This is a genomic window from Melioribacteraceae bacterium, assembly GCA_019638015.1.
Taxonomy (GTDB): Bacteria; Bacteroidota; Ignavibacteria; order Ignavibacteriales; family Melioribacteraceae; genus JAHBUP01.
Genome location: JAHBUP010000001.1, coordinates 3,427,976 through 3,454,655, shown reverse-complemented (window position 1 = coordinate 3,454,655; position 26,680 = coordinate 3,427,976). Strand labels below are relative to the sequence as shown.

Here is a 26,680-nt window from a genome sequence, read left to right as displayed (position 1 = left end):
ATTAATAAGGAGTATTTTGATTTGAAAACTGATTAGCAAAGAAAATAAGAGCAAATGCAAATATTGCTAATGAAAGCAGCATCAACACCAAAGAAATAATTATTAGTATTTTAATAATTCTAAAAAACTTTCCCTGGAATTCAAAACCGGATTTCATTGAATTCGACTCGCTGGTGGTCTGAAAAAAGGAAAAATGTTCTGCGGAGTTCTTCAGATGTATCCCGGCAAAAATTAATGGAATACCAACGATCATACCAACAATAGTAAGACAGTTGAGAACTCCATAAACTACCAAGAAAGTACCAACAAAATTCATGTTCCCGGTCATCTTATCAAACATAATTTGGAAGGGAGAAAAGGATTTTGGTCTCTCTGTCTTTACAGGTTCTTTAATGTTGAGTTCTTCAAAATCTGCCATTTTAATTCCTTAAAGTGGTAATGATTTGATATCTTTTTCAAAGGAATAACGATAAAACTTGAATTGAAGTTAATGCAGTTTATTAAAAAATCAAAATAAATTATAGAATTATTCCAGCCACGATACCACCTCGAATGAACCGCAACCTGGGAAGAATGGGGGATAACTTACTAGTAACCTTTCATCATAACGGTATCTTTTAGAAAATCCATTTGATATACCGCCCCCTCCAATAATTCCAACCGGGCCTCTTGTTTTTTGTGTAATTCCCCCATAAAGGTCAATTATTCCTGCATAGGGACGGGTGTCGTGATTTTGAGCGGTAAAAGAACCGGTTTCAGCATATACTGAAGCTTGTATAACAACATCACTATTATTTGCGGCATTATTTGTAATGATTACATTTCTTTTTGCTACTAATCCGAGCATATCAGTAGATGAAGGATTCGTTCTGGGATCGGTGTTATAGTAGATATTATCATCAATAAAAATTTGTCCGGTCGAACCTGATGTTCCGGAAACGGCCAACGAATATTGCCCTTTTACATTTCCTCTCACATGTACTTCAGCATCCTGAGCATAAATAACTCCATTTGGCGCAAATGTAGAAGCTAATTTATAAGTCCATGCGCTTGTTGTATTAAACCGATAACGGATACTGTCACCTCTAAAATCTAAATAGATTAAAGGCTTGCCGGTAAATATCGCGGAGGCTTCGGCATTACCGCCAACAGCAGTAACTCCATTTGTTGGAATAGCAATATTAATCCCTTTTTGAAAACCACCCAGGTACTTTGCTTTGCCAGAAACTTTTACCTCTTTACCTCCGACAGATACTTTGCCATGAAAAACGGGATAGCCATTAACTCTTAAATCACCATTTGTATGAAAGGGTCCCCATACAGTATCTGCGGTTGTCCAGTTAATATTAGTTCCCTCACTGTTTGAAAAGTATGCATATTTTGAAAAGAGACTTGGCTTTAGGACTATTCGAATTGTTTTTGTAGTATTGTTGAAAGTTCCTACAGCAAGAAGCTGTCTTATATTTTGATAGGCATTTATAGTTGATAGAGTAACAACGCAACTACCGGCATCGAAATTATAATTAAAAGTACCATCAACTTGGGCGGCATCAAGAAATAATTTATTAATTACCATATTAACGCCAGTATTTGCAATATAATTTGCTTTGGATTGATTATAGTATGACACAGCATTATCGGTTGTTTCGAGCGCCATTCTATGAAAGTGATTACCGGCAGTCATAAAAATTAAACTGAATCCAAGTATCAAAAATAAAGATGCTTTGCCGCCCATAATATTTTCCTTACCTAATCATAAAATTTCGTGATGCTAAACGAATTTGCCGCCAAATTACCTTGCGGTCAACCGAATAATCATTGCCATAAGCGGCTGGATTTTCAACCGCAATATCAAGTTGAATAGAAGCAATGCCAAATGGTGGAGCTTTAGGCATACTAGTAATTCTATCTCCAGAGGCATCAAAATATGTTAAGTTAAATTCAGTAACTCCCAGGTTAGAGCCCATTGCTTTTCCTGAACTAACTAATTTAGTTTGGTTTTCCAATCTGTAAAGAATCATATCATTAGGGTTTGGTGTTACGGTAAGGTCAGATTTATTACCAAGATAATAAGTTAAAGTATCAACGACTCCATCGCCATAAGGATTTGCGCTTGAAATAAAATCGGTTAAAAAAGTGATTCGGTTATTAGTTGCGGCAAGAATTACCATACTAGGGTCAGCTAACTTCGTCCAGTCGTAACAATAGCCAATTTTCCTGAAGTCATATTCAATCAACTTCACAATCTCAACCAGGTTTTGTTGTACAATTCTTTCGCCGCTATAGAGATAATTATTTTCTACAGCGGTGTCGTTCATTCTAAATAGAATTAAAAGAAGCAGTCCGCCAATTACAGTTGAACCTAGAATATCAATTAATGTACTAAATCCCATATCTTCTTATCCTACCTAAAATACCAATAACTATAAACTGTTGACATCGATATTGTATCCTGAAGACCCGGTGTAAAAACCTTTACAAGTATTCTTTTGTGATAAGTTGGAACGGTTGAAATGACTGAAGGATCATTTGCGCTAACATAATCAACACGAATTAGGGAGCTAAAAAATGCGGTTCTGTTAGTCCCCGAGTAGCTCACGGTATCAATTTTTGGATTAGTTTTGTAGCAATTATAATCATCAAAGTCGTTAAAATCCCCCGGCAAATTTCTACTCTCACCGGTTTCAATGCCCAATGCACTAACCGAAGTTAATGATGAGGGAGAGGTTACTGCGGCACCGTCAGTCTTATTATCGAATGGAAGTCTTATAGCTGCCTCAATGAGAGAAGTGGCGAGCGAGACTGACATAATATCGTATCTGTTTTGCATCATAGAGGAATCTGTAGTAAGGAATCCACGATTAACAGTTAATATAGTCATCGCTAACAGAAGCATTGCCCCGACTGTTAACATCATTTGTCCCGTTCCCATCTAGCGCTCAATAATTTTGGTGTAAAATAAAAATTTCATAACTCTGTTACTATTCAAAAATCGTGCAATAAATAAGATTGTGTTTTTCCTCATTTTCATAAAGATTACAAAACTTCCCCGGTTTTTCAGTAAATATTACATGTAACAAAATGAGATAGGCGCAGTTTTGCCCAACTCAATAAAACGTAAAGTTTGTATATTAACGCATAAAAATAACAGGTTGTATGAATGGATCCAATTAATCTGATTACTGCAATAAATCTTTTTGTGTCAATTAGTGCTAATTGGTCAGGTGCAAAAAAGGGGATAAAAACATCATTAACTAAATTAGTTGAGAGACCAAAAAGTTATTTGCAGAAGGTTCCCCCAAATATCTCGGCATTAATTTTAATAATTACAATACTGGGAATTTTTGATATTGGATCGCTCCCACAAAATATTAAGGAGGAGTATGCGAACTTAAGAATTATAGGATTACTAATGTTTATAATATTTTCGTGGGTACAGGTGTTATCATTTAAATCATTAAAGAGTTATTATTCGCAAGATGTTGTAATTCTAAAGGAACATAAGCTTATCACAAAAGGTATTTACGGCTTTGTTCGACATCCACAATATATTAGTCAAATTTTGAGTGATTTCGGTGCAGGTTTGGCCCTAATGAATTTTTTAATTATGCCGTTAGCCATATTTGTTGAGCTTCCTTTATTTATGCTGCGAGCAAAACTTGAAGAGAAGATGCTCGCCGATCATTTCGGTGAGGAGTTCAAATTATTTAAGAAAAAGAGCGGTTTTATTTTCCCATTTATCGGTTAGCTAGTGAACAAATCTAAAATTTTAATATTGATTTTTTTTATCTCCTCCTTATTACAGGCGCAGAGATTATATAAGGTAACCGTAGATAATGAAGGAGTACCATCGAATCTTTCTTTTATTACAAGAAATGGTGTGGATTATGTATCTTCTCGAGAACTTACTGTATTGATGGGAGCTTCTATATTTTATAATGAGGAAACCGCGAAAGTTGAATTAAAATTTTCCGATTATATAATTAAATTTACGGCAAAAAGTAATTTTATAGTCATAACGAATAGAACAGATAAATCGTTTAATACCTTTCAAATTTTTACAGCTCCCTTGTTATTAAAGGATGATATTTTTATTCCCCTCAATGCTTCGTTAGAATATCTTGCTGCTGTGCATGGGAAAATGCTGGACTATAATGACAGAACAAAAAAGCTAACCTTAACTAAAAATATAGTAAACTACTCATCGCTATTTACAAAATCTCAGCCCGACCAACCAAATAAAAAGGATTCTGCTCCTGTTAAATCAGCAAGTTCTTTCTCTAAGTATGATATCGAAAATATACTTATTGAGGAAAAAAGTAATGGTACTTTAATCCGATTTAAGACAAATAAAAAATTGAATATTCCTCGCAATTCAATTGGCAATGGTATACTTTTCGTTTTTTTTCCTAACATAAGTGTTATACCGGGGCTAGCCGAAAAGGTAATTCCAGCCGGATTAGTAAAAAGTGTTAAACAGACTCTAATGCCCCAAAATATTACTCAACTTGAATTTTTATTAAACGAGGGCTACTCTGGAGCCGATTCGTTCATTGAACCTGAATCAAACGATATTGTTATTACTTTAAGAAATCAGTTATTTGTTGGAAGTAAAGAAACCACCGATCAAAAAAAGAAATGGCTTTTTGATGTAATTGTAATTGATGCCGGGCATGGCGGTAAAGACCCCGGTGCAATTGGTGTTACAGGCGTTCGAGAAAAAGATATTAATCTGGCAATAGCCCTAAAATTAGGGGGATTAATTCAGCAAAACTTACCCGAAGTAAAAGTAGTTTATACAAGGAAGACCGACCAATTTGTTGAGTTATATAAAAGAGGAAAAATTGCCAATGAAAACGAGGGTAAACTATTTATCTCAATTCATTGTAATTCAACTGTACAAAAAGATATTGCGCATCGTGGTTTTGAAGTATATTTGCTTAGACCGGGAAGAACTGAAAGTGCCATTAAAATTGCTGAATTTGAAAATAGTGTAATTAAGTATGAAGAAAATCCTGATAGGTATCAAAAATTGACAGATGAGAATTTTATTCTTGTGAGTATGGCACATTCTCAATATATGAGGTTTTCGGAAAAGTTTTCGGATTTATTAAATAGTGATTGGAAAAAATATACTTCAATACCAAGTTTAGGAATTAAACAGGCTGGTTTTTATGTTTTAGTTGGTGCTTCGATGCCGAGTGTTTTAATTGAAACCGGCTTTCTCTCAAATAGGAAAGATGAAACCTATTTGGCCAGCACAAAAGGTCAAAATGAAATTGCGACTGCTATCTACAAAGCAATTGCACGTTATAAAGAATATTATGATAAAGAGATAACTCTTCAATAAATTAGGTACGGTAATTTTAATTAATTAATCATTTGTAAAAAAATAAAGGATAACATGACTAACGCACAAAAATGGATTGCGGCATTTCTCGGATTATTTTTACTACTTTTTATTTTAGGTAGAGTAACTAAAAAAGAGGATGATTACGCTACTCTTCCTGAAAACTATACCAATGAACCCGCTGCCCAATCACAAGAACTAGATGGGTTGGCACTTATTAAAAAAAATAATTGCACAACTTGTCATGGCGGGGAATTACAAGGTACTAAGATGGGTCCGGCCCTTGCCAATTTACAGGAAAATTGGTCGAGAGACAATTTGATAAATTACTTGCGTAATCCATCTTCATATAGCGGGGATAGCCGATTTAAAGAATATAAAATCACTTACAAAAATATTATGATGCCCTCTTATGGGAATTTGGATGTTAAAGATTTAGGTAAGATGACTGATTATCTGCTCAGTAAATAATCAGGTTATAATTTGTAATGTTGTAGAGACGCCATATATGGCGTCTCTACGGCTATTATTTGTTTACAGTTTTAATTCATCGAGAATATTTTGAGCTCCGGAAAATTTGTCGATAACCCATAATACATAACGAACATCAACCCCAATCGATCGGCTGTATGATTCACTCCATGCAAAATCATTTATAGTGGCTTCAAAAGCACGGTCGAAATTGACTCCAATAAATCTTCCGTAAGCATCTAAAATAGGACTACCTGAATTACCGCCGGTTGTATCCATATTGTACAACATCGCAATCGGCAGTTTACCACTCTTCTTGCTGGTATATTGTCCAAATTCTTTCTGATTATATAACGCTCTTAATTTGTCCGGAATCGCAAATTCCTCATTTTCAGGATAGATAGAATTTTTTTCAATAATCCCTCCAATTGATGTAAATGGCTCACTATAAAGCGCATCTACTGGATTATATCCTTTTATATAACCGTAGGTTAACCGCAAAGTACTATTTGCATCAGGAATAAAATTTTGATTTTTCCATAACATTTTAACATCTACTAAATCGGCATAAAGCTTATTTAACGTACCTTCACTTCTTTCATTTTCATTATTAACCAATTTCTGCTGAGTATTAAATTTACGAGCAAATGCAAAAACATTCGATTTCAAATTCCTAATTTCTTCGGGCGTTTTGGCTAAATAAATCTCCAAATTATTTTTGTCTGTTAATTTTAATTCCTTTAGTTCATCAATAAACTCAACAACAAGAGATTCATCCAGATCTCCATTCGAACCAAAAATGTTGTCGACCGCAGTTATTCTGGAATTCTCCGGAAAACCATTTGCCTCATCAACCATTTTTTTGAATAGAATTTCTTCAAACTCACTATTAAATGAAGCTATGCTTCTGGTTAACATCGACTTCGTTCTTTCGATATTATTTTTTTGAAATGCCGGCATCCGCTCATTTTCCGGTTTCTGCATTTCCTCTGTATAGCTTATAATATAGTTAGCAACAGCAATAGAAGGGCTCATATTCATCATTTGTCTAATCCATAAATCGGAATAAGCCAAATCATTTATATTTTTATATACATCGCCAATTTTTGATAATAGCGAGCCATACTTGTTTTTTAATTCCGGATTTGAGTTAATAAACTTTTGCAGTTCTGCCTCTTCACCAATTTTGGATTTAACAAGATCAATTCTTTTTAATCCTCTCAGCTTGCCCTGATAATTTTTCATTGTATTTGCTAAACCTTTAATTCTCGGGGCAAATTCAAGTTTAAGTTTTTGGTTCCCTTCACTAATCTTGTGCATAGTCTCAATGGCATATCCATAAATATTGGAGATGAAAGGGAGGAGAAAATCCTGTTGATATTTTATAAACTGTGATGGGCGGTGACGGAATGTTCTACCCGGATAACCTAATATAAAGACAAAATCATTTTCTTCCACACCCGCAGGATTAATCTCAAGGAATTTTTTTGGTTTGAAAGGAATATTATCTTTTGAATATGGAACAGCTTTCCCATCTACAGAAACATATGCGCGCATCAATGAAAAATCACCTGTATGACGAGGCCATACCCAATTATCGGTCTCCCCGCCAAAATTACCAATCGATTGTGGGGGAGCGTAAACTAATCTCACATCTCTAATAATTCTATATTTAAATAAAATATAAGATTTACCTGCAAACATTTCGGAAACTTCTGCGGTTATTGATTCTTTTTCATTTGTTGCCGCATCGGCCAACTCTCTCATTTTAGCCGAAATTTTTTGAACTCGCTGAGCCGGATCCTGTACATTGGCGACTGCCGAAAGTATTAATTCAGATACATCTTGGTAAGATTCTGTTATTCTGCAAGTATAACCTGGAGCGGGGATTTCTTCCCCCAAATTGGAAGCGTGAAATCCATTTTCCAAATAATTTTTTTCAACTGTACTTGAATTTGCAATGGCGCTAAAGGCACAATGATGATTTGTAATTATTAATCCTTTGTCCGAAATAAAAGAACCTGTACACCCGCTTAAATTTACAAGTGCGTCTATTAAACTAACTCCATCAGGATTATAAATTTCTTTTTGATTAATCTTTAAACCGGCTTTAACCAAATCCACTTTGTGAATTTCGCTCAGCGGAAACATTCCCTCTTCCGGGGATGCCGGAACCATTCCCAAAACAAAGGAGAGAATGAGGGTAAAAAATAAAAGCTTGATTTTACGAATGAAAAATGATTGCATGTCAATCCTCAAAAAATTGTGTTACTAACATAATAATTGTTACGATTTTTTGAGCGAGAATTGAAATAGGGGGAAGAAAATATTTATTGCGATAATTTATGGGGGAGAGAAAATGTGAAGATTGAGCCTTCACCTTCTATACTAGAAACCCAAATTGTACCTTCAATTTTTTCAATAAATTCTTTGCATAATATTAATCCTAATCCTGTACCTTTTTCACCTTTTGTCCCTCTTTCGGAGATAAGATTTTTAAGGTCGAACAAACCTTCCACAATTTCAGGACTCATTCCAACACCAGCATCAATAACCGATATCTCGACTCTATCATTTTTTTCCACAGCCAAAACTCTAACTGTCCCGCTCAAATAACTGAATTTAATTGCATTTGAAATTAGGTTTCTCAAAACAACCGATAAAATATCAAAATCTGTTTTTAGTTTAATATGGTGCGATACATCGCAAATTAATTTTACTTTTTTCAAACTAGCCTGTACGTAAAGAGTATCAAATATCTGATCGACCAATCTTTCGAGATTGATCTCCTCTTCATAAATTTTTATTCGGTTGGTTTGGAGTCGTGCCCAATTTAACAGATTATCCAATAATTGCTGTGTCTTTTTGCTGATATTAAGGATACCCTCAATAATTTCTTTTTTTTCCTCTACTGTATAAGTATCAAATTCCTCTTTCAACATTTGGGCGTACCCGAGCAACGACTGAAATGGATTTTTAAGATCATGCGAAATAATCGAGAAAAATTTATCTTTAATTCTGTTTAACTCTATAAGTTCAAGCTGACTTTTTTTGATTGCTTCTTCACTCTTCTTCCGGGTAGTTATATCCCTAAAAGTATAAACTGAACCAATCTCTTTTCCCTTTTTATCGGTGATAGGAGAACTTATTATTTCGAAAGTCTTACCTTTAATTTCAATTTCATTATTAATCAAATTATGATCACCGGTTAATCTTTTAAGAGCTCTAATTTGTGGGAATGCGTCACGTAATTTTTTACCATAGGCGTTACCGCTTTTTAATAAATTAATTGCCGCCGGATTTTGATCAATAATCCGGTCCATTTTATCTAATACAAGCACGCAATCTTCCATCGATTCAATAATTCTATCTCTTGCCGCTGGAATGATTTCTAATAAACCATGTTTATAAATCGCAATTCCTAATACAATTACCGCAATAACAAAAGATGATGAAGTGTAGTTTATACTAGTGATATTTAAAACATGCATTAATGAAAATAAAGCGGGAGCGAAAGAAGAAATCACTAAATATATTTTTTGTTTTGTCAGAAAATTATCACTGCCCCGCTGAACCCATAAAACATATACACTTGTAACTGCTATCATTGAATATGAATAAAATACATGAACCCAAAACCAGGCTCCTTGCTGAGGTTTTATTAGTAAGAATTGCCCATATTCAATCAATGAAAAGTTGATGTACATTAAATGATGAAAAATGTTTGTAGCCATCAGAAATACTGTTATGATAGGAACAACCATAATCAGCACAACAAATCTTCTGGAAGGTTTAATTCCGAGAGTGATAAATCGTAGAACACCAATCGACCAGAGCGCAGGCAAAATCGGAATTGCTAAATATGAGAGGGTTAATCCAAATACTTTTGTTTCGAAATCCTGTGATAATACTTCAATAGCATTACCAATAATCCAAAAAATATTAAAGAGCCCGAGAAGGAAAAAAGCAAATGCCCCATTGACATTCCTCTTCCTTAAAAAAAGAATGCAAACGTATATCGAAAAAAGGAATGCTATTCCTTTTTGTATTAGGAAAAACTGATACTCAAGCTCCATAAATCCAGTGTTTTTGAATTATTATCGGGGGAAAAGGGGAATAGTTTAATTATAAAATATCGTTTTTTCATTTATTAAATAACGGATAGAACGTACTCTATAGTTCATTTATATTTTAAAAATCGCTTATAAAACTAATTCAACTCCTTGCAAAAAAAATATATCATCAAAGAAGACAATTGAGTACATTATTGTGTAATTCAAAAGTTTGAGGCTATTCAAATTTTATAAGCTACTGGAACTATAAGAATTCAATTACGGTTTCGATTATAAATTATGAGTAAAATGAAAACAGCATTAATTATTGGATCGGGATTAGGTGGACTTTCTACCGCGCTTCGACTTTCGAGCAAAGGTTACCAGGTAACTATTCTCGAGAAGCATTCCACTCCAGGGGGTAGGATGAATAAACTGGAGATGGAGGGTTTCCGTTTTGATTTGGGTCCCTCATTTATGAGTATGACTTATGAATTTGAGGAATTATACAAATCGATTGGAATTTCAAATCCGGTTGAGTTTGAGGAATTAGATCCTCTTTACCAGGTATTTTTTGAAGGCAAAGATAAACCACGCAGAATATTTAAAGATCTTAAAAAACTTGAAGATGAGTTTGTCGATGTGGAGCCCGATCTTGCTATCAAAGCTGAAAAGTATTTAAAGCGCGCGGGTGAATTTTGGCATGATACAGAAAACATTGTTGTTAAATCCAATTTCGATAACAAACTTGAATATTTATTAAAGCTCTCGCGTGTACCTTGGAAACATATTCCTTATTTGTACAGAACGATGTGGGATGAGGTAGAAAAAAACTTTTCCTCCGAAGAAGTTAGAATAATTTTTTCTTTAGTCGCTTTCTTTTTAGGCGCTACACCTTTCCAAACACCCGCAATATATTCCCTTCTTAATTACACTGAAATGAAGCATAACGGGTATTGGCGCATCAAAGGCGGAATGTACAAAATGGTGGAGGAGTTTGTTAAAATATTGGAAAACCGGAATGTAAAATTTTATTACAATACTGAAGTAAAATCGATCGGCTCAAATAATGGTAAACTTTATGAAGTAATTGACCAGAATGGCAAAAGATGGAGCGCCGATATTTTTATCTCGAATGCGGACGCGGCTTCTTTCCGGGGTGAGATATTAAAGAGAGATTCTTTTTCCGAAAAGAAACTTGATAAAATGCACTGGACGCTAGCTCCATTTACAATTTACCTTGGCGTTAAAGGAAAAATTGAAAATCTTGAACATCATAATTATTTTTTAGGAAGTAACTTCCGCGGTTATGCCGATACAATTTTTACATCTTCAATATCTCCCCAAAAACCATATTACTATGTAAATGTTCTTTCAAAGTCGGATCCTACTTGTGCTCCCGAAGGTTGTGAAAATGTATTTATTTTATGTCCGGTACCCGATCTGAGATTTAAGAAAAATTGGGATGATAAAGAGGAGTTAGCAAAAAACATTATTGACGATTTAAGCAGACGAACAGGTTTTGATATAGAAAAAAATATTATCACAAAAAAAATATTATCTCCGGAAGAGTGGGCAAGTACATTAAACTTGTATAAAGGTTCTGGCTTGGGTTTGGCTCATGATATGGATCAGGTGGGTGCATTCAGGCCAAAAAATAAAGATGAACATTACAGTAATTTATATTATGTAGGGGCTTCAACAACTCCCGGTACAGGTTTGCCAATGGTGGTGATAAGTTCAAGATTAGTAATGGAGAGAATTGAAAATGATACAGCTATATCATAAGGTATCCTTTGAGTTGAGCAAAAAGCTCACGAAGTCATACAGCACATCATTCAGTTTAGGAATACGCGCTTTCTCTGAAGAATTCCGTAATCCGATATATGCCATTTATGGTTATGTAAGAGCCGCTGATGAAATTGTTGATTCTTTTCATGGTTATGATAAATCGGCTTTAATGAAGGAGTTTAAAGAAGAAACTTATAGAGCAATTGAGAGAGGAATTTCCACCAACCCAATTATTCATTCTTTCCAGGTAGTAGTAAATAAATATAATATTGATAAAAACTTAATTGAAGCTTTTTTAACAAGTATGGAAATGGATTTAGATAAATCATCCTACCAGAGAAGTACTTATGATCATTATATTTATGGATCGGCAGAGGTGGTTGGACTAATGTGCTTAAAAGTTTTTGTAAATGGTAATGATGAAAAATATAATGAATTATTGCACCCTGCAAAAATGCTCGGCTCAGCTTTTCAAAAAGTTAATTTTTTGCGCGATATAAAAAGTGATATTGATGAAAGAGGAAGAATTTATCTCCCCGATGTGCACTCAAATGAAGGAATTGATAATTCAAATAAAAAAAGGTTAGAAGAGGAAGTAGAGAAAGAATTTTCGGAAGCACTTGAGGGAATACAAAAACTTCCTCATGGTGTAAAGTTGGGGGTTTACTCGGCATATCTTTATTACTATGTATTATTTAAAAAAATAAAAAGTCTGGATGTGAAAGAATTGCTGACTAAAAGAGTAAGGATTTCAAATGCTACCAAACTAATCCTTCTGCTTAAATCTGTTTTTGAAGTAAGAGTATTAAAAAGTACATGAAAAATATATCCTCTTTAATATTAATTTTTTTGTTCCTAACGATTGACTCGGTAGTAGCTTCATTCGCTGTAGATAAGAATTCTGTGGTGAATCCCGAGAATTTAAAGCAGTTGCGTGAAAAGTATTATGCCGCAGTTGAAGAGGAAGATAATCTTGTAGAATATGAATCTTATCTTAAAACCTTTAATGGTCAAAAAGATAACGCGATTATTGTTGCTTATTATGCAGGTGTTGAGGCAATAAAATCTAAACATGCATTTTGGCCGATGACTAAGGTAAAACATCTCAATAATTCGCTCGAGTTATTACAGAAAGCTATCAAACTGGATCAGCAAAATCTTGAGATACGATTTATGCGATTTTCTATGTTGCATTATGTGCCCGATTTTCTTGGCTATGGTGATTTAAAAAAGGAAGATTCAGTTATAATTTTAAAAGAATTATTTAAAAGAGACTTTTCATTAATTGATGAAGAAACTCAAACCGGAATTGCCGAATTCATGATAAATAGTAAACGGATTACAGAAGCACAAACATTAATGCTGAAAAAAACTTACCCGGTTAAATTAGCTCATGAGTGAATATCTTATAATTAATATTGCTACAGTAATAGTTCCTTTAATTATGAGTTTTGAGGAAAAACTAAGATTCTACAGATTTTATCTCCCTTTGGTCATTTCAATAATTCTTGTAGGTTTACTGTTTATTATTTGGGACCACCAAGCCACGGTGAGAGGTGATTGGAGTTTTAACGAAAAGTATATTCTCGGAATTCTACTGTTCGAACTACCACTAGAAGAAGTTTTATTTTTTGTAACTGTTCCATACTCAATCATTTTTCTTTATGAAACCATGCATGTTTATCTCCCGGATAAAAGAATTAAGATTCCCAAAACAATTCTCTATATCATTGTTGTATTATTTTTGGGTTCCAGCTTAATGTTTGTTAATCAATATTACACATTCACAGTTTTAATTTTTGCTGGTACAAGTTTGTTTTTACTAATTCTGGAAAATCAGTTGATCAACTCACGCAACTTTCTGTTTTTCATAGTATTCACTTATCTCCCTTTTTTTGTTGTGAACTACTTTTTAACTTCAATGCCAATAGTTTCATATTCACCCAATGCTATTTGGGGAGCTAGAATTATTACAATTCCAGTAGAAGATTTTTTCTATTCATTTTCTCTTTTATCCCTTTATCTATTAACTTACCTTAAAGCAAAACAAATCTTAATTAAATGAAAAAAGCTGTTGTAATTGGTGCTGGAATAGGTGGATTGAGCGCAGCCGCTAGACTTGCTAATTACGGTTTTGAGGTTGAGGTTTTTGAAGCAAACAGCAGACCGGGGGGAAAGGCAAACCAAATTATTGGATCAGGATTTAGATTTGATTCCGGTCCTTCACTAATAACTATGCCGTTTGTTATTGAAAATCTTTTTGCTGAATTGGGCGAGGATTTAAACAGTTATCTTAAAATTGAACCACTGGATATTCTGTGCAGGTATCACTTTGATGATGGAAAAATTCTGGACGCACATAGCAATATCGAAATGCTGAAAAAGGAGTTTGCAGATAAGTTAAATGTCGATTCTACTGCACTTCAAGGGTATCTGGACTATTCAAAAACTATTTACGATTTAACCGCCGATTTATTTATGTTCAGCGATTTCTCAAACTGGAAAAATTTTTTGAATCGGAAATCACTGAATACTTTAATAAATATTAATAAAATTGACCCATTCAGAACAATGCATGAGGCTAACCATTCATTTTTTAGTGAAGCAACCGCTGTTCAAATATTTGATAGATATGCAACATACAATGGTTCAAACCCCTTCAAAGCACCGGCAACACTCAATATTATTCAGCATGTGGAGTATAATCTTGGTGGATATACAATTAAAAATGGAATTTATGAATTGCCAAATGCTTTATTTAAGTTATGCTCAAAAAAAGGGGTAAAGTTTAATTTTGAATGCAAGGTAATATCAATTAATTACTCTAGAAAGAGAGTTGACGGTATCACTTATGAAAAGAACAATGAGAGGGTTGAAGTTGGATGCAATATAGTATTGTCAAACTCAGATGTAAATTACACTTATCAAAAATTATTACCTGAGCTGGTTTCACGAAGCAAGAATAAATATTCAAAACTTGAACCCTCTTCATCAGCAGTGGTTTTTTATTGGGGGGTAAAAGGTACATATCCCAACTTGAAGACTCACAATATTTTGTTTTCAAATAACTACGAAAGTGAATTCTCTGATTTATTTGATAGAAAAATTATTCATAATGATCCAACCATATATGTTTATATTTCTTCAAAGAATAATTCAACAGATGCACCACCTGAGCATGAAAATTGGTTTGTAATGGTCAACGCTCCTTATAATTCGGGGCAAAATTGGGATGATGAACTAATAAGACTAAAGGGAATATTAATAGAAAAGATTAGGTTGATAACCGGAATTTGTTTGAGTGATAAAATAGTATTTGAGAAAACTTTAACTCCTTTAGAAATTGAAGAACAGACTTCGAGCAGTAGAGGAAGTTTATATGGAATTTCATCGAATAATAAATATTCTGCATTTTTTAGGCAGAAAAATAGATCAACTGATTTGCAAGGTTTATATTTTTGCGGTGGCAGTGCTCATCCCGGCGGTGGTATTCCATTAGTGATTCTTTCTGGTAAAATTGCTACAGATTTAATTAAAAGAGATTATGCTTAAAACCCAACACAATAGAATTGCCCGAATACTTTTCGAATATTATATCACTCGTTTGTTGAAGAAAAATTTTTCCAACTTTTATTTATGCAATGAAATTCCGAATATACCCGATAGCACATGTTTAATTATAACCCCAAATCATATTAGCTGGTGGGATGGTTTTTTTATTGATCTATTAATGAAAAAAAAATCAAACAGACTAATCCATTTGATGATGCTTGAAACACAGTTGAAAAGATTCTGGTTTTTTCAGAAAGTCGGTGCTTACTCTATCCATCCCGATAATCCTAAAAGTATATTGGAATCGTTTAACTATACAATGGAAGTTGTGAGTAATCCCAAAAATTTTGCCGTTATTTATCCGCAAGGAAAGATTGAACCGTTTGAAAAAAGACCTCTTGAAATAAAAAAGGGAATTTCAGTTTTGGCAAAAAAGATTTCGACTTCTGTAAATGTTCTTCCGGTAGCATTTAAAATTCAATATGCAGATGAGAAAAATCCATTCGTAGCCGTAAGATTTGGCAATTTGCTTACAGGACAATCGCTAATTAATGATGATTCACTATTCGAGAAAGAATTTTACTCAAACTTGGATGAGTTAAATAATTCAGTTTATGCAAATGGTTTTATTGAAGATATTTTTAAGAAATGATTATGGCTGAAGAAATTGTATTCGTACTTATATTAATTATTTCGGTGATTTCAACTGTTGTTGTGATTTATAACTTTGTTACAAAACCGGTGTTCGTTGAGAATGTGGAATGCAAGGTACAGTCCAAAGTTTCCATATTAATCCCGATGAGAAATGAAGAATCAAACATTACAGAATGTTTAAACTCGATTGTTAATCAAACATATTCTAATTATGAAATCATTGTACTTGATGATCATTCTGAAGATTCATCTGTAGAGATGGTCAAATCAATACAAAATTGCTCAAGTAAAATTAGATTATTTAGCGGTGAGGAACTTCCTGCGGGGTGGCTTGGAAAGAACTGGGCATGTCATCAATTATCACGACATGCAACCGGAGATTATCTTTTATTTATTGATGCCGACGTTACAATTACAAACCGAGTAGTGCAATCGGCTATAGGCATAATGAAGAAATACAACCTGAATATGTTAACAGTATTTCCATCACAAAAAATTGATAACTGGCGAGTATTATTAATCATCCCAATGATGAACTGGTTGTTACTTTCATTTTTACCAATCCGTAAAGTTTTTACTTCAAACAATAAATCATTTATCGCCGCTAATGGGCAATTTATTTTGTTCAAAAAGGAAGACTATGAAAAGATTGGTGGGCATAGTTCTGTTAAGTCGAAGGTAGTTGAAGATATGGAATTAGCCCGTTTGATTAAAGGAAACAGTTTTAAGATGATGACACTTCTGGGTGGTGAACATATCTCATGTAAAATGTATTCTACTTTCACTGAAGCATTTAATGGGTTCTCTAAAAACTATTATGCCGGATTTAACACAAATCCAGTCTTCTTCCTTTTTCTCATGCTATTATTTCAACTGGTTTTTACAATACCTTTTTTGAGTTGGGCTTTGATGCCGCAATACAATATTGTGGTGTTGTTAATTTTATTTTCTCGAGCACTAATGAGCATCCTGAGTAAGCAAAATTTAATTTTAAATATATTGCTGCACCCATTTCAGATGATAGTATCATTCCTAATTGGTATTAACTCCGTTCTTATTTACAATACAAAGAGAGGAATATGGAAGGGAAGAAACATAGGCTAGAAAATTATATAAAAATATTTCTTGTAATCATGTTCTCTGTGGGGATCGCAGGGCATTTATTAGATAATTTTTACGATTTGTTCTTAATTCTTACCCCATATACGCTTCTGCTTCTAGGAACCATTGTTTTTCATACTGAAGCTAAAGGGAATAGCAAATTAATTTTATGGGGAGTGCTGGTATTTCTAATTACTTTTATTCTGGAAGTAGTTGGTGTATCTACAAAGTTGATTTTCGGAAATTATAATTATGGGGATGTACTCGGTGTTAAATTATTTGATGTTCCACTAATAATTGGATTTAACTGGGTCCTGGTTATTCTTGGTGCTATAAATATTTCTTCGCTGCTAAAAAATGATTGCGCAAAGGTAATTACAGCCTCTTTACTTGCGGTCCTGTTCGATATTTTACTTGAACCGGTTGCTATTAAGTTAGGTTACTGGAATTGGGCGGGAAATACAATCCCGATTCAAAACTATATTGTTTGGTTTATAATTGCATTGGTATCATCATATTTCTTTATTCTTCTGAAGCTTCAATTTAGATATGGGATTACAAAATTTTATTTATTCGTTCAGGCTATATTCTTTTTAGCAATCTTATTATTTAAATAGGATAATTATGGGCGTGATAATTGCGTTAACAATATTATTAGTATGGTTTGTTCATCTCTGTTATTTACTGATTTACGCGGAGTTTAGTTTTGCCTCACCATTTTTCTATTTGGGGATTATACTTCAGACTTATTTTTATACCGGACTCTTTATCACAGCACACGACGCGATGCATAAAACTGTCAGCCGCATAAAGTGGTTGAATAAAACAATTGGATATTTAGCCACATTTCTCTACGCAGGAATGTCCTACAATCGTTTAATTAAAAATCATTTTTTGCATCATAAAATGCCGGGGACAAACGAAGACCCCGATTTTAATGTTAAGTCGCAAAACTTTTTTGTATGGTGGGGTACATTTATGATAAGATACACCACTATTACCCAGTTAATAATTATGGGCACGGTGTTTAATATATTAAAATTGTGGGTACCTGAATTAAAGCTGTGGTTTTATTGGGTAGTGCCGGCGCTCTTTAGTTCATTACAGTTGTTCTTTTTTGGAACATACCTCCCACACCGCAAACCTCATTCACATGATATGGAACCTCATAAAGCCCGTACTCAAAAGAAGAATCATATCTGGGCAATGATATCATGCTACTTTTTCGGTTATCATTTTGAGCATCATGAATTACCGAATACACCCTGGTGGAAATTGTATCAAATTAAATCTTGATTTATAAAGGAATACTTACAGTAAATATTGTTCCCGTTTTCTCATTTGATATAAAACTTACTTTTCCTTTTAAATACTGCTCCACAATTAATTTTACACTATAAAGCCCAATTCCCCTTCCAGTTTTTTGCTTTGTGCTGAATGATCGTTGAAACAGCTGCAGCTGTATATTTTCGGGAATAACCCGCTGGTTATAAACATTAAATGAAACTGCGTCACCATTTAATGATGCATATAATTTAACCGTATCTCCCGGTATTGAAGCCTCAATAGCATTTTTCAATAAATTGCCAAGAGATCGAATCAACAAAGTTTTATCAGAAATAAATTTTACATCATCCTGCAAAAACTCCCCAATAATCTTCTGTTCATTAACCAAAGGATGATTCTTATAAAGATTTATAACTTTTTCGACAATACTATTTACTGAAATATTTTCTAAAATTGGTTCAAGATTACCATCTTCAGCGTGTCTTAATTCTCTCTGAGCTTTTATTTCTTCAATTAGCTGTTGGGTAGAATTTTGTAATATGCTTACTAATTCATCCTCTTCCGTCTCCTCGTCAATTTCCGGAAGCATTTGGGCAATTCCATTTACAACTCCTGCCGTATTTAGAACATCATGAAAAAATATACGTTCAAGTGCTGCCCTTCTTTTTTGATCTGAAATATCATCGATAGCAAATAGTGTATAAATTTGATTATTCACATTTATGGGGCGGGTATGTACCATAAAATCATATGCGGTTTCAGCGTTATTATCATTTGATATAATTCTGCATTCCTCTTTGGACTCAAGCAGTTTAGAGGTTGTGTTTCTTATTGCATTAGCCGCGCCGCATTCTTTACAAAACTGTGAAGTACCGCATCCCGCCTCATTCTCTTCTTTGTGGATACAGCTTAAAGCCTCTCCAACCCTCATCCCAATAATTTTGAGATAATCCTCTGCATTAAAAACTTTTAGTGCTTTTGAGTTAAAAGCCACAATTTGACGATTTTTATTGAGAAGCACTGCAAGCTGGGGAAATCCTTCCAATAACTGCATCAAAAGAATATTTTGTTTAAAGTTCAATATTTCCTTTAATACCTCATCATCATTACTTCTTTCCGGCGTATCAAAAAATGTTTTCAGACTACTGTTACCTTCTAGCATGGCAATTCTCCCAAAAGATACATTTATAACTATTATTATCGTAATTTCTTAAGTTTGTTTAACTACTTAATTTTATTGAGGGCATAGATGAACAATCACACTGACGAAACATTATCAAATCTCTTAAAATCATATTCCACACAATTTGAGCATAACAACAAAAATACAGCAATAATTCTTGCAGCGGGGCACGGGAAAAGAATCAAATCAAATACTTCAAAAATGCTGCATAAAATTTGGGAAGTTCCAACTGTTGAAAGAGTTGCCAATGCATGCCTTCTAGGTTTTTCGGATGTGAATATTATTATTGTTGTCGGAATCAAAGCCCACGAGGTTATTAAAACTCTCGGCAAGAAAAAATCGCAATCATTCGCATATCAGGAAGTACAGCATGGAACTGGGCACGCGGTTCAAATAGGATTATTAAATATTAGTGAAAATTATGATGGACATGTTTATGTGTTCCCTGGGGATATGGGTTTAATTGATAAAGATTCAATCAGATTTTTCCATGATGAATTTAATAATTCAAATTCTGATATGATGGTGCTTACAGGAATTTTTGAGGGAGCTGTTGAGGATAACTATTATGGTAGAATAATTAGAGTTAAGGAAAATGATAAGAATGGAAATCCATCTCCAGATTCGGGTAGAGTAATCGAAATTAAAGAATTCAAAGATATTCTCAGCCTGGATGAAAACACTCCATATTTGGCTGAGTTTAACGAAAGAGTGTATGCGTTTACAAAATCTGAATTGATAAACAATAGAGAATATAATTCGGGAGTGTTTGCTTTTAAGTGTAAACCCCTTAATGAATTGATCAATAAATTAGGCAGTAATAATGTTCAGAATGAGATTTACCTGACTGATCTTATTGATATTTTTAATAAACATAATTATAGCGTGGGAGCGGTTAGCCCATTAAAACAATATGTCGTTATGGGTTTTAATAATAAATCTGTATTGCTGGAAATGAATGAGATTGTGAAGAAAAACGTCTATGAAAAATTGAAGGATATAATTACAATAGATGACCCGAATGATTTTTTTATTCATGAGGATGTTGTTGAAGAATTAGTTCTGAAGGATGCTGAAGGGACTGTACTTGATGTAATTATTGGTAAGGGAGTGTATGTAGGTAAATATGTTAAACTAGAACCCGGGGTAAAAATTAAGAGAAATACCAGAATAGAGGGAAATGTTGAAATTAAAGAAAATTCGATAATACATGAAAATTGTAATATTTCATGTTACTATGGGCAAAGAATTATCATTAATAAAAATTGTGAAATCTATAGCGGTAATTCTATAACCGGTAATGTTGAGATAGGAGAAAATTCGATTGTTGGCAGTTTGGTGAAAATTTCTGGAAGCGATACATATCCAACCAAAATTAATGATAACTGTAAAATTAAAGGGATCTCAAATATTTTCGGCTCAATAATTGACTCTAACTTCGATATAGAAAACTCTGTTATTTGTAAAAAAAATCTGTTAAAACCAACTAATTATAAAGGGGAAAGATTTTCCGTTAAGAATTTTGCCGAAATTATGGAGGGGACTGAAGCAATTAGAGAAAAATAAAAAAGCAGTCGTTACGACTGCCTTTTTGTACAATTATTTTGCCGCTGTTAATTTATTTACGTGACGGGTTAGTGCTGATTTTTTTCTTGCAACGTTATTTTTATGAATTCTTCCTTTACCTGCAGTTTTATCTAAAAATGAAACCGCTTCTTTCAAAGTAACTTTAGCTTGTTCTGGTTCTTCGGTAGCATATACTTTTTTAATAAGTGTCTTAACTTTCGATAATGCCGCTTTATTTCTAACTGCTTTTTTTGCGTTAGTTCTTACTCTTTTTTTAGCTGATTTGTGATTAGCCATTAAATAGACCTTAATTTGTTAAAAATTGACCGTAAATATAGAATTATCAGTCATTGGAATCAAATCAATTTTGGGAAGGGAATATCTCTGTTGGTTGGGCAATCATTAAAACCGGTGACAGGTTTGAACTGTTACCCGCAAAATGTTTTAATTTTAAGCTAAAAAGAGATGTTGGAACCTCCACCGAACACTGCACCTTTGATTCTCTAAAACCAAACTAACAATTATTTAATCAAAACAATTACTATTTTTGCACCCTCACAATAAGTATATAATTGATAAAAATTAATGAAATATATAAATCAATTCAGGGGGAAAGCTCAAAAGCCGGGTTACCCTGCACTTTTGTACGATTAACCTATTGTAATCTCCGTTGCACTTATTGCGATTCCGAGTATGCTTTTTATGAGGGGAAGGAGATGCAAATTTCTGAAATTATTGATGAAGTTAAAAAGTATGATTGTAAGTTGGTTGAAATCACCGGCGGCGAGCCACTTTTCCAAGCCGAATCACTAGAATTAATGAAACAACTTTGCGATCAAGGATATGATGTGATGCTCGAAACCGGGGGCAGTTTACCAATTAAAGAAATAGATAAAAGAGTTATGATTATTCTTGATCTGAAATGTCCTTCAAGTAAAATGATGAAAAAAAACCTTTATGATAATCTTGAATACATAAAACCAACTGATGAAGTTAAATTTGTGATCGGCACAAGAGAAGATTATGATTGGACTAAAAGTATAATTGAAAAATATAACTTAACCAGAAAATACCCGGTTTTGTTTTCCGTTGTCTTTGGGAAGTTGGAACCGGTTACGCTGATTAATTGGATTTTAGAAGATAATTTAAATGTACGATTCCAACTACAAATGCATAAGTATATTTGGGATCCTAAAAAGAAGGGTGTCTAATGAAAATTGCGAAAGAATATAATTGGGAAATGGGGCATAGACTTCCATTTCATGAAGGTAAGTGCAAAAATTTGCATGGCCACTCATACAAATGTATGGTTGAATTAACCGGTGAGCCAGATAAAAATGGTATGGTACTCGATTACTATGATATGAAGACAATAATTCAACCCATTATTGATGAACTCGATCACTCATTCATGGTATTTTCCAAAGATACCGAAGTAATTGAATTTTTAGATAAAATAAATTCACGTAAAGTTATTGTTGATTTTCAATCAACCGCAGAGAATATCTGCATTTATCTGCTAAAGAAAATCAAGGAATCTAGTCTGCCCGGCAATATTACTACCATTAAAGTAAAAGTACTTGAAACGGAAAACACATATGCTGAAGAGGAAATTAATATTAATATAGATTAATCGAATTGTTGTAATATATAAAGTTTGTCATTTCCCGCTTGAAGAGAAATAACTTCAATCCAAATCTCTACTAAAAGACCACTGAGAATTAACAATTATAAAATATTCTTTAATTAATAAAAAAAATGATATTTAAGATTAAACAAACCCAAGATCCTTCCGATTATATACTGTGAAAAATCACTTTATAATAACCGAAGTAAAAGAAATAATTGGTTGCTATAAAACTGCTCTGGATACTGTTACCTAAAAATTTAACAGACAGAAGCCACAACAATATAAAGCAAACAATTTAATTTTTGAGGCATATATGAAGCTGTCTATTTCCAAAAAAGTGGGGATCATAATTTCTGCGAGTTTGATAGTAACACTCACCATTATGATCACAATTTTGTTAGTATTACAAAGCAGATCTCAATCAGAGACTGTAGAGGAAGAACTTCACAATTTGAGTTCAACAATGATCAAATCTGTATCATTCGCAATGGAGTTGGGTGCGGATGATATAAGCCCGTACATTGAAAAAGTTAAAGATACCGAAAGCTTACTCGAACTTCGTATCACAGCTACCGATAAAATAAAAAGTGGCTCTGAAGCGAAATTAGATCAAGAAGAACTTGCGGTTCTTAAATCAAAAAAAGGAAGTTTGTCTGAAGGGATATTCAAAGATCAAGAAAACCTCAGAAGCATCGAACCGATCCTATCAAGTGAAAGCTGCAGCAGTTGTCATGAGAGCAATGATGGGGATCCACTTGCAATTGTTAGTATTCGTTACTCCCTGGAAAAAATGCATGCTGATTTAGCTTCTCAAAGATTAATAGCAATACTGCTCGCCTTAGCTACAATAGTGTTCGCATATCTTATGTCAATGTTCTTCCTTAAAAAGAATATTGTTACCGATCTTGAAAAATCAGTTGATAATATTGAAAAGTTATCCTTCGGCGAAATCACTGATGTTGAGAGATCGGAAAGAGGTGATGAGATTGGAAAACTAAATAATGCACTGGTTAATCTTCAAATAAGTATGAAAGAGAGAGCGAATTTGGGCGCACACTTTGCTGAAGGGAATTTTTCCGAAGATATTGTTTTGTTATCTGACAAAGATGTTCTTGGAAATTCATTTCAAACTATAAAAAATAGTTTAAAAAGACTTGTTGAAGATTTAAGAACACTAACAAATGCCGCCCTTCAAGGTGATTTAAACAAGAGAGCTGACAGTAATAAACATAGCGGTGATTTTAAGGAAATTGTTGTTGGTGTTAATTCAACTTTAGAAGCGGTAATTGGACCAATTCATGAATCGAGTGTAGTGCTTAAAAATATTTCTGAAGGAGATTTAACCGCAAGGATGGATGGAAAATATTCCGGTGATTTTGCGATAATTAAGGAAAGTATAAATGGATTAGCCGCAAGTTTCGCAAGCGCGATGTCGGAAGTTAATGGGGCAATACAGGCAACAGCGAGCGCCAGCAATCAAATTTCTAGCAGCAGTGAAGAGATGGCAGCGGGCGCGCAGGAACAGAGCAGTCAGACTAATGAAGTTGCAAGCGCAGTTGAAGAAATGACCCGCACAATTTTAGATACAACAAGAAATTCGGCACTTGCCGCCGAGGCCGCAAAAAACGCTGGTAATATTGCTAAGGAAGGAGGAAATGTAGTTAATCAAACTATTGAAGAGATGAATAAAGTTGCACAGGTGGTTCAACAATCAGCTGTAACTGTTGAAGCTCTCGGCGAAAGCAGTCACAAAATCGGTGAGATAATTCAAGTAATTGATGATATTGCTGATCAGACAAATTTATTAGCACTTAATGCTGCAATTGAAGCCGCAAGAGCCGGTGAGCAAGGAAGAGGATTTGCTGTTGTTGCCGATGAAGTTAGAAAACTTGCTGAACGAACAACAAAGGCTACAAAAGAAATTGCCTCAATGATTAATCAAATTCAAAAAGAAACCCAGAATGCCGTTGTATCTATTAAAGAAGGTACCCGGGAAGTTGAAAAGGGAAAAGCATTTGCTGATAAAGCGGGGCAATCGCTAGCATTAATAATTCAAGGTTCAGATGAAGTTGTTGATCTGGTAACACGAGTTGCCGCCGCAAGCGAGGAAGAGAGTGCAACAGCAGAGCAGATTAGTAGAAATATTGAAGGGATTAATAATGTTGCCCAGGAAAGCTCCGCTGGAATTCAACAGATTGCTCGTGCTTCCGAAGATTTAAGCAGATTAACGATTAATCTACAAGAATTAATTTCGAGATTTAAAATTGGAGAAAGTTCCGCGATTGCGAAAAAAGGTTCAAAAAACATTTTAAATCAACATTATTAACATGATAGATTTTATCGTGGGATGAAGATATTAAACTCTCCTAATTTAAATTAGATAAATAAAAAACCGGGACAGATTTTCACCATCCCGGTTTTTATTAATAAACTACAATTTTAGTTTATTGGAAAAAGAACACCAGCGCCAACGGAGAAAAACCCAGCACCGCTTGCTACATATTTAACTTCTCCAAACAGTTCCAGCTTATCTCCCATTTTTTTGCGGGCACCGGCACCAATATTAATTCCAGTATCTGTTCCGGAAGTCTCTACTTTTCCAAGAAAACCTAAATCTAAAGAAAGGTTCCACATTGTCATATTTAAGCCGGCTAATCCGTACACAATCATATCATCTTGTTTAAGGAAATTATATTGACCATTAATATCAAAAACAAACCAGGAAAGACCATCTTTTTCTAAATAATATGTAGCGGTAGCTCCAGCTGCAATATCTTTATTTATTGAATAAACTCCATCAACACGCAAGCCGATACTATTAATATCATTTGCGTATGAAAGACCGCCACCCACTTTAATTCCCTGTGCGCTGGTAATACCAACTGTTAATAAAACAAACGCTAATACTGCGATGAATCTTCTCATATTGTACTCCTTTGGTTAATTGAATTGATTTTTTATGAAAAAAGTTTGTTGCAGATTAAACTGTGAAAAACAAAGAATTACCACTACTGTCTTTGTTATTAAATTGATTTTTTTGACTTGAGCGTTAAAAGGATTAGAATAAGTTGGTCTTAATAAATTAGGGAGAGGAAAAGAGAATAAGCGCATAAGAGTAAATAAGAATTATTAGTAGAAAAATTATGGCTCAAAGATAATATACTTTTACCAATATTCTATATCTGTAAGAAAACTTTAAATTGGGATAAAAAACTTTATTATACATGAATGAGCATTAAAAAATTATTGAATTATGCTAACTAGCTGGGGTAAAATTTCTCCTGCTTTTCCATATATCGAATAATCTGCATAGGGGGATAATTCTGTAGGTTCAATATTGATCTCTACTAAATAAGAACCCGCTCTCTTTGCTTGCTGGGGAATATATGCTGCGGGATATACAACTGCGCTTGTACCAACTACAAAACAAATATCGCTCCACTCAGCCGCAATTTCACTCGCGCTAAATTGATCTTGTGGCAAATTCTCACCAAACCAAACAACATCGGGCCTAATCATTCCACCGCACTTTGAGCAGATAGGGACGTTTTGTGAATTTTCAAAATTAATATCATAATAAAATGTTTTGCAATGAACACAAAAGTTTCTTTCAATGTTGCCATGAAGCTCATAAATTTTTTTACTACCGGCTCTGGCGTGTAAATTGTCTACATTTTGAGTTACCACTGTTACATCAAAAAATTTTTCCAGCTCTGCAATTGCAGAATGCCCGGCATTTGGCTCTACTTTATGAATTATATCTCTTCGATGTTGATACCACTGCCAAACTAAGTCTGGATTTTTCATGAAAGCATCAAAACTTGCGAGTTCCTCCGGTTTCATTTTATTCCATATTCCATCTGCACCGCGGAATGTAGCGATACCGCTTTCGGCGGAAATTCCCGCTCCGGTAAAGAAGACAAGTTTCTTAGCGCTTTTTAACTTTTCAACGAATTCGGTTTTGAAATTCATTACAATACTTCTTTTTGGATAGGTTCTATTTATCAAGAAATGAGAAGCCGCCATAATTTAATGTTTAATAT

General features: G+C 33.9%; 26 protein-coding genes. 16 read left to right on the top strand and 10 right to left on the bottom strand.

Annotated elements, in window-relative coordinates; translation table 11 throughout:
* Position 1: 1 nt before the first annotated feature.
* The 4 genes from KF816_14795 to KF816_14780 form a co-directional block, all read right to left on the bottom strand.
* Positions 2–418: a hypothetical protein gene (locus tag KF816_14795; GenBank protein MBX3009286.1), complete on the bottom strand. Its 417-nt coding sequence runs from the start codon at positions 416–418 to the stop codon at positions 2–4.
* 108 nt (positions 419–526) lie between these two features.
* Positions 527–1,735 carry a DUF4900 domain-containing protein gene (locus KF816_14790; protein ID MBX3009285.1) on the bottom strand — a complete coding sequence of 403 codons (1,209 nt, stop codon included), beginning with the start codon at positions 1,733–1,735 and terminating at the stop codon, positions 527–529.
* 10 nt (positions 1,736–1,745) lie between these two features.
* Entirely contained in the window at positions 1,746–2,393 is a 648-nt protein-coding gene (locus tag KF816_14785) for a hypothetical protein (GenBank protein MBX3009284.1), read from the bottom strand.
* Positions 2,394–2,404: 11 nt separating this feature from the next.
* The gene (locus KF816_14780; GenBank protein MBX3009283.1) at positions 2,405–2,932 is read right to left on the bottom strand and encodes a hypothetical protein; all 528 of its coding nucleotides are present in this window, start codon (positions 2,930–2,932) and stop codon (positions 2,405–2,407) included.
* Between the two features lie 228 nt (positions 2,933–3,160).
* Between KF816_14780 and KF816_14775 the strand changes: the two genes are divergently transcribed.
* The 3 genes from KF816_14775 to KF816_14765 are packed head-to-tail and all read left to right on the top strand — an operon-like array spanning position 3,161 to position 5,821.
* Positions 3,161–3,748: an isoprenylcysteine carboxylmethyltransferase family protein gene (locus tag KF816_14775; protein ID MBX3009282.1), complete on the top strand. Its 588-nt coding sequence runs from the start codon at positions 3,161–3,163 to the stop codon at positions 3,746–3,748.
* A 3-nt stretch (positions 3,749–3,751) separates the two neighbouring features.
* A complete protein-coding gene (locus KF816_14770; protein MBX3009281.1) occupies positions 3,752–5,350 on the top strand; it encodes an N-acetylmuramoyl-L-alanine amidase in 1,599 nt (532 codons plus the stop codon).
* Between the two features lie 54 nt (positions 5,351–5,404).
* On the top strand, positions 5,405–5,821 hold the full coding sequence (locus tag KF816_14765; protein MBX3009280.1) for a cytochrome c: 417 nt from the start codon (positions 5,405–5,407) through the stop codon (positions 5,819–5,821).
* 63 nt (positions 5,822–5,884) lie between these two features.
* Here KF816_14765 and KF816_14760 read toward each other — a convergent pair whose 3' ends face one another.
* On the bottom strand, positions 5,885–8,068 hold the full coding sequence (locus tag KF816_14760; GenBank protein ID MBX3009279.1) for a S46 family peptidase: 2,184 nt from the start codon (positions 8,066–8,068) through the stop codon (positions 5,885–5,887).
* A gap of 83 nt (positions 8,069–8,151) precedes the next feature.
* Positions 8,152–9,897: a PAS domain S-box protein gene (locus KF816_14755; GenBank protein ID MBX3009278.1), complete on the bottom strand. Its 1,746-nt coding sequence runs from the start codon at positions 9,895–9,897 to the stop codon at positions 8,152–8,154.
* Between the two features lie 276 nt (positions 9,898–10,173).
* Between KF816_14755 and crtI (KF816_14750) the strand changes: the two genes are divergently transcribed.
* The 9 genes from crtI (KF816_14750) to KF816_14710 are packed head-to-tail and all read left to right on the top strand — an operon-like array spanning position 10,174 to position 18,267.
* On the top strand, positions 10,174–11,661 hold the full coding sequence (gene crtI, locus KF816_14750; GenBank protein MBX3009277.1) for a phytoene desaturase: 1,488 nt from the start codon (positions 10,174–10,176) through the stop codon (positions 11,659–11,661).
* The gene (locus tag KF816_14745; protein ID MBX3009276.1) at positions 11,645–12,484 is read left to right on the top strand and encodes a phytoene/squalene synthase family protein; all 840 of its coding nucleotides are present in this window, start codon (positions 11,645–11,647) and stop codon (positions 12,482–12,484) included. The genes crtI (KF816_14750) and KF816_14745 overlap by 17 nt, the downstream gene beginning before the upstream one ends.
* Entirely contained in the window at positions 12,481–13,065 is a 585-nt protein-coding gene (locus tag KF816_14740; GenBank protein MBX3009275.1) for a hypothetical protein, read from the top strand. Before KF816_14745 ends, KF816_14740 begins: the two co-directional genes overlap by 4 nt.
* Positions 13,058–13,729: a lycopene cyclase domain-containing protein gene (locus KF816_14735; protein ID MBX3009274.1), complete on the top strand. Its 672-nt coding sequence runs from the start codon at positions 13,058–13,060 to the stop codon at positions 13,727–13,729. The genes KF816_14740 and KF816_14735 overlap by 8 nt, the downstream gene beginning before the upstream one ends.
* Positions 13,726–15,216, top strand: coding sequence for a phytoene desaturase (gene crtI / locus KF816_14730; protein MBX3009273.1), 1,491 nt, complete (start codon positions 13,726–13,728; stop codon positions 15,214–15,216). Before KF816_14735 ends, crtI (KF816_14730) begins: the two co-directional genes overlap by 4 nt.
* Positions 15,209–15,868 carry a lysophospholipid acyltransferase family protein gene (locus KF816_14725; GenBank protein MBX3009272.1) on the top strand — a complete coding sequence of 220 codons (660 nt, stop codon included), beginning with the start codon at positions 15,209–15,211 and terminating at the stop codon, positions 15,866–15,868. The genes crtI (KF816_14730) and KF816_14725 overlap by 8 nt, the downstream gene beginning before the upstream one ends.
* A gap of 2 nt (positions 15,869–15,870) precedes the next feature.
* On the top strand, positions 15,871–16,974 hold the full coding sequence (locus KF816_14720) for a glycosyltransferase family 2 protein (GenBank protein ID MBX3009271.1): 1,104 nt from the start codon (positions 15,871–15,873) through the stop codon (positions 16,972–16,974).
* Positions 16,950–17,588, top strand: coding sequence for a carotenoid biosynthesis protein (locus KF816_14715; protein ID MBX3009270.1), 639 nt, complete (start codon positions 16,950–16,952; stop codon positions 17,586–17,588). Before KF816_14720 ends, KF816_14715 begins: the two co-directional genes overlap by 25 nt.
* Positions 17,589–17,595: 7 nt before the next feature.
* Positions 17,596–18,267 carry a fatty acid desaturase gene (locus KF816_14710; GenBank protein ID MBX3009269.1) on the top strand — a complete coding sequence of 224 codons (672 nt, stop codon included), beginning with the start codon at positions 17,596–17,598 and terminating at the stop codon, positions 18,265–18,267.
* 1 nt (position 18,268) lies between these two features.
* On the opposite strand, the gene KF816_14705 is transcribed toward KF816_14710, so the two are convergent.
* Complete coding sequence (locus KF816_14705; GenBank protein ID MBX3009268.1) at positions 18,269–19,420, bottom strand: GHKL domain-containing protein; 1,152 nt, start codon at positions 19,418–19,420, stop codon at positions 18,269–18,271.
* Positions 19,421–19,507: 87 nt separating this feature from the next.
* Here KF816_14705 and KF816_14700 point away from each other — a divergent pair, with 87 nt between their 5' ends.
* On the top strand, positions 19,508–21,007 hold the full coding sequence (locus tag KF816_14700) for an NTP transferase domain-containing protein (GenBank protein ID MBX3009267.1): 1,500 nt from the start codon (positions 19,508–19,510) through the stop codon (positions 21,005–21,007).
* Between the two features lie 33 nt (positions 21,008–21,040).
* Here the strand turns inward: KF816_14700 and rpsT are convergent, their stop codons facing one another.
* Positions 21,041–21,304, bottom strand: coding sequence for a 30S ribosomal protein S20 (rpsT, locus tag KF816_14695; protein ID MBX3009266.1), 264 nt, complete (start codon positions 21,302–21,304; stop codon positions 21,041–21,043).
* 275 nt (positions 21,305–21,579) lie between these two features.
* Between rpsT and KF816_14690 the strand changes: the two genes are divergently transcribed.
* The 3 genes from KF816_14690 (at position 21,580) to KF816_14680 (ending at position 24,963) form a co-directional block, all read left to right on the top strand.
* Entirely contained in the window at positions 21,580–22,218 is a 639-nt protein-coding gene (locus KF816_14690) for a radical SAM protein (GenBank protein MBX3009265.1), read from the top strand.
* Entirely contained in the window at positions 22,218–22,640 is a 423-nt protein-coding gene (locus KF816_14685; GenBank protein MBX3009264.1) for a 6-carboxytetrahydropterin synthase, read from the top strand. The genes KF816_14690 and KF816_14685 overlap by 1 nt, the downstream gene beginning before the upstream one ends.
* 310 nt (positions 22,641–22,950) lie before the next feature.
* Positions 22,951–24,963, top strand: a complete 2,013-nt coding sequence (locus tag KF816_14680) for a methyl-accepting chemotaxis protein (protein MBX3009263.1) — start codon at positions 22,951–22,953, stop codon at positions 24,961–24,963.
* 113 nt (positions 24,964–25,076) lie between these two features.
* On the opposite strand, the gene KF816_14675 is transcribed toward KF816_14680, so the two are convergent.
* Positions 25,077–25,562, bottom strand: coding sequence for a hypothetical protein (locus KF816_14675; protein MBX3009262.1), 486 nt, complete (start codon positions 25,560–25,562; stop codon positions 25,077–25,079).
* Positions 25,563–25,880: 318 nt separating this feature from the next.
* Positions 25,881–26,609, bottom strand: coding sequence for an NAD-dependent deacylase (locus KF816_14670; GenBank protein ID MBX3009261.1), 729 nt, complete (start codon positions 26,607–26,609; stop codon positions 25,881–25,883).
* Positions 26,610–26,680: the final 71 nt, after the last annotated feature.

Bases quoted from the DNA above. Each gene is read 5' to 3' on its own strand.
- KF816_14795 (MBX3009286.1), bottom strand. From the start codon at position 418: ATGGCAGATTTTGAAGAACTCAACATTAAAGAACCTGTAAAGACAGAG.
- KF816_14790 (MBX3009285.1), bottom strand. From the start codon at position 1,735: ATGGGCGGCAAAGCATCTTTATTTTTGATACTTGGATTCAGTTTAATT.
- KF816_14785 (MBX3009284.1), bottom strand. From the start codon at position 2,393: ATGGGATTTAGTACATTAATTGATATTCTAGGTTCAACTGTAATTGGC.
- KF816_14780 (MBX3009283.1), bottom strand. From the start codon at position 2,932: ATGGGAACGGGACAAATGATGTTAACAGTCGGGGCAATGCTTCTGTTA.
- KF816_14775 (MBX3009282.1), top strand. From the start codon at position 3,161: ATGGATCCAATTAATCTGATTACTGCAATAAATCTTTTTGTGTCAATT.
- KF816_14765 (MBX3009280.1), top strand. From the start codon at position 5,405: ATGACTAACGCACAAAAATGGATTGCGGCATTTCTCGGATTATTTTTA.
- KF816_14760 (MBX3009279.1), bottom strand. From the start codon at position 8,068: ATGCAATCATTTTTCATTCGTAAAATCAAGCTTTTATTTTTTACCCTC.
- KF816_14755 (MBX3009278.1), bottom strand. From the start codon at position 9,897: ATGGAGCTTGAGTATCAGTTTTTCCTAATACAAAAAGGAATAGCATTC.
- crtI (MBX3009277.1), top strand. From the start codon at position 10,174: ATGAGTAAAATGAAAACAGCATTAATTATTGGATCGGGATTAGGTGGA.
- KF816_14740 (MBX3009275.1), top strand. From the start codon at position 12,481: ATGAAAAATATATCCTCTTTAATATTAATTTTTTTGTTCCTAACGATT.
- KF816_14735 (MBX3009274.1), top strand. From the start codon at position 13,058: ATGAGTGAATATCTTATAATTAATATTGCTACAGTAATAGTTCCTTTA.
- crtI (MBX3009273.1), top strand. From the start codon at position 13,726: ATGAAAAAAGCTGTTGTAATTGGTGCTGGAATAGGTGGATTGAGCGCA.
- KF816_14725 (MBX3009272.1), top strand. From the start codon at position 15,209: ATGCTTAAAACCCAACACAATAGAATTGCCCGAATACTTTTCGAATAT.
- KF816_14720 (MBX3009271.1), top strand. From the start codon at position 15,871: ATGGCTGAAGAAATTGTATTCGTACTTATATTAATTATTTCGGTGATT.
- KF816_14715 (MBX3009270.1), top strand. From the start codon at position 16,950: ATGGAAGGGAAGAAACATAGGCTAGAAAATTATATAAAAATATTTCTT.
- KF816_14710 (MBX3009269.1), top strand. From the start codon at position 17,596: ATGGGCGTGATAATTGCGTTAACAATATTATTAGTATGGTTTGTTCAT.
- KF816_14705 (MBX3009268.1), bottom strand. From the start codon at position 19,420: ATGCTAGAAGGTAACAGTAGTCTGAAAACATTTTTTGATACGCCGGAA.
- KF816_14700 (MBX3009267.1), top strand. From the start codon at position 19,508: ATGAACAATCACACTGACGAAACATTATCAAATCTCTTAAAATCATAT.
- rpsT (MBX3009266.1), bottom strand. From the start codon at position 21,304: ATGGCTAATCACAAATCAGCTAAAAAAAGAGTAAGAACTAACGCAAAA.
- KF816_14685 (MBX3009264.1), top strand. From the start codon at position 22,218: ATGAAAATTGCGAAAGAATATAATTGGGAAATGGGGCATAGACTTCCA.
- KF816_14680 (MBX3009263.1), top strand. From the start codon at position 22,951: ATGAAGCTGTCTATTTCCAAAAAAGTGGGGATCATAATTTCTGCGAGT.
- KF816_14675 (MBX3009262.1), bottom strand. From the start codon at position 25,562: ATGAGAAGATTCATCGCAGTATTAGCGTTTGTTTTATTAACAGTTGGT.
- KF816_14670 (MBX3009261.1), bottom strand. From the start codon at position 26,609: ATGAATTTCAAAACCGAATTCGTTGAAAAGTTAAAAAGCGCTAAGAAA.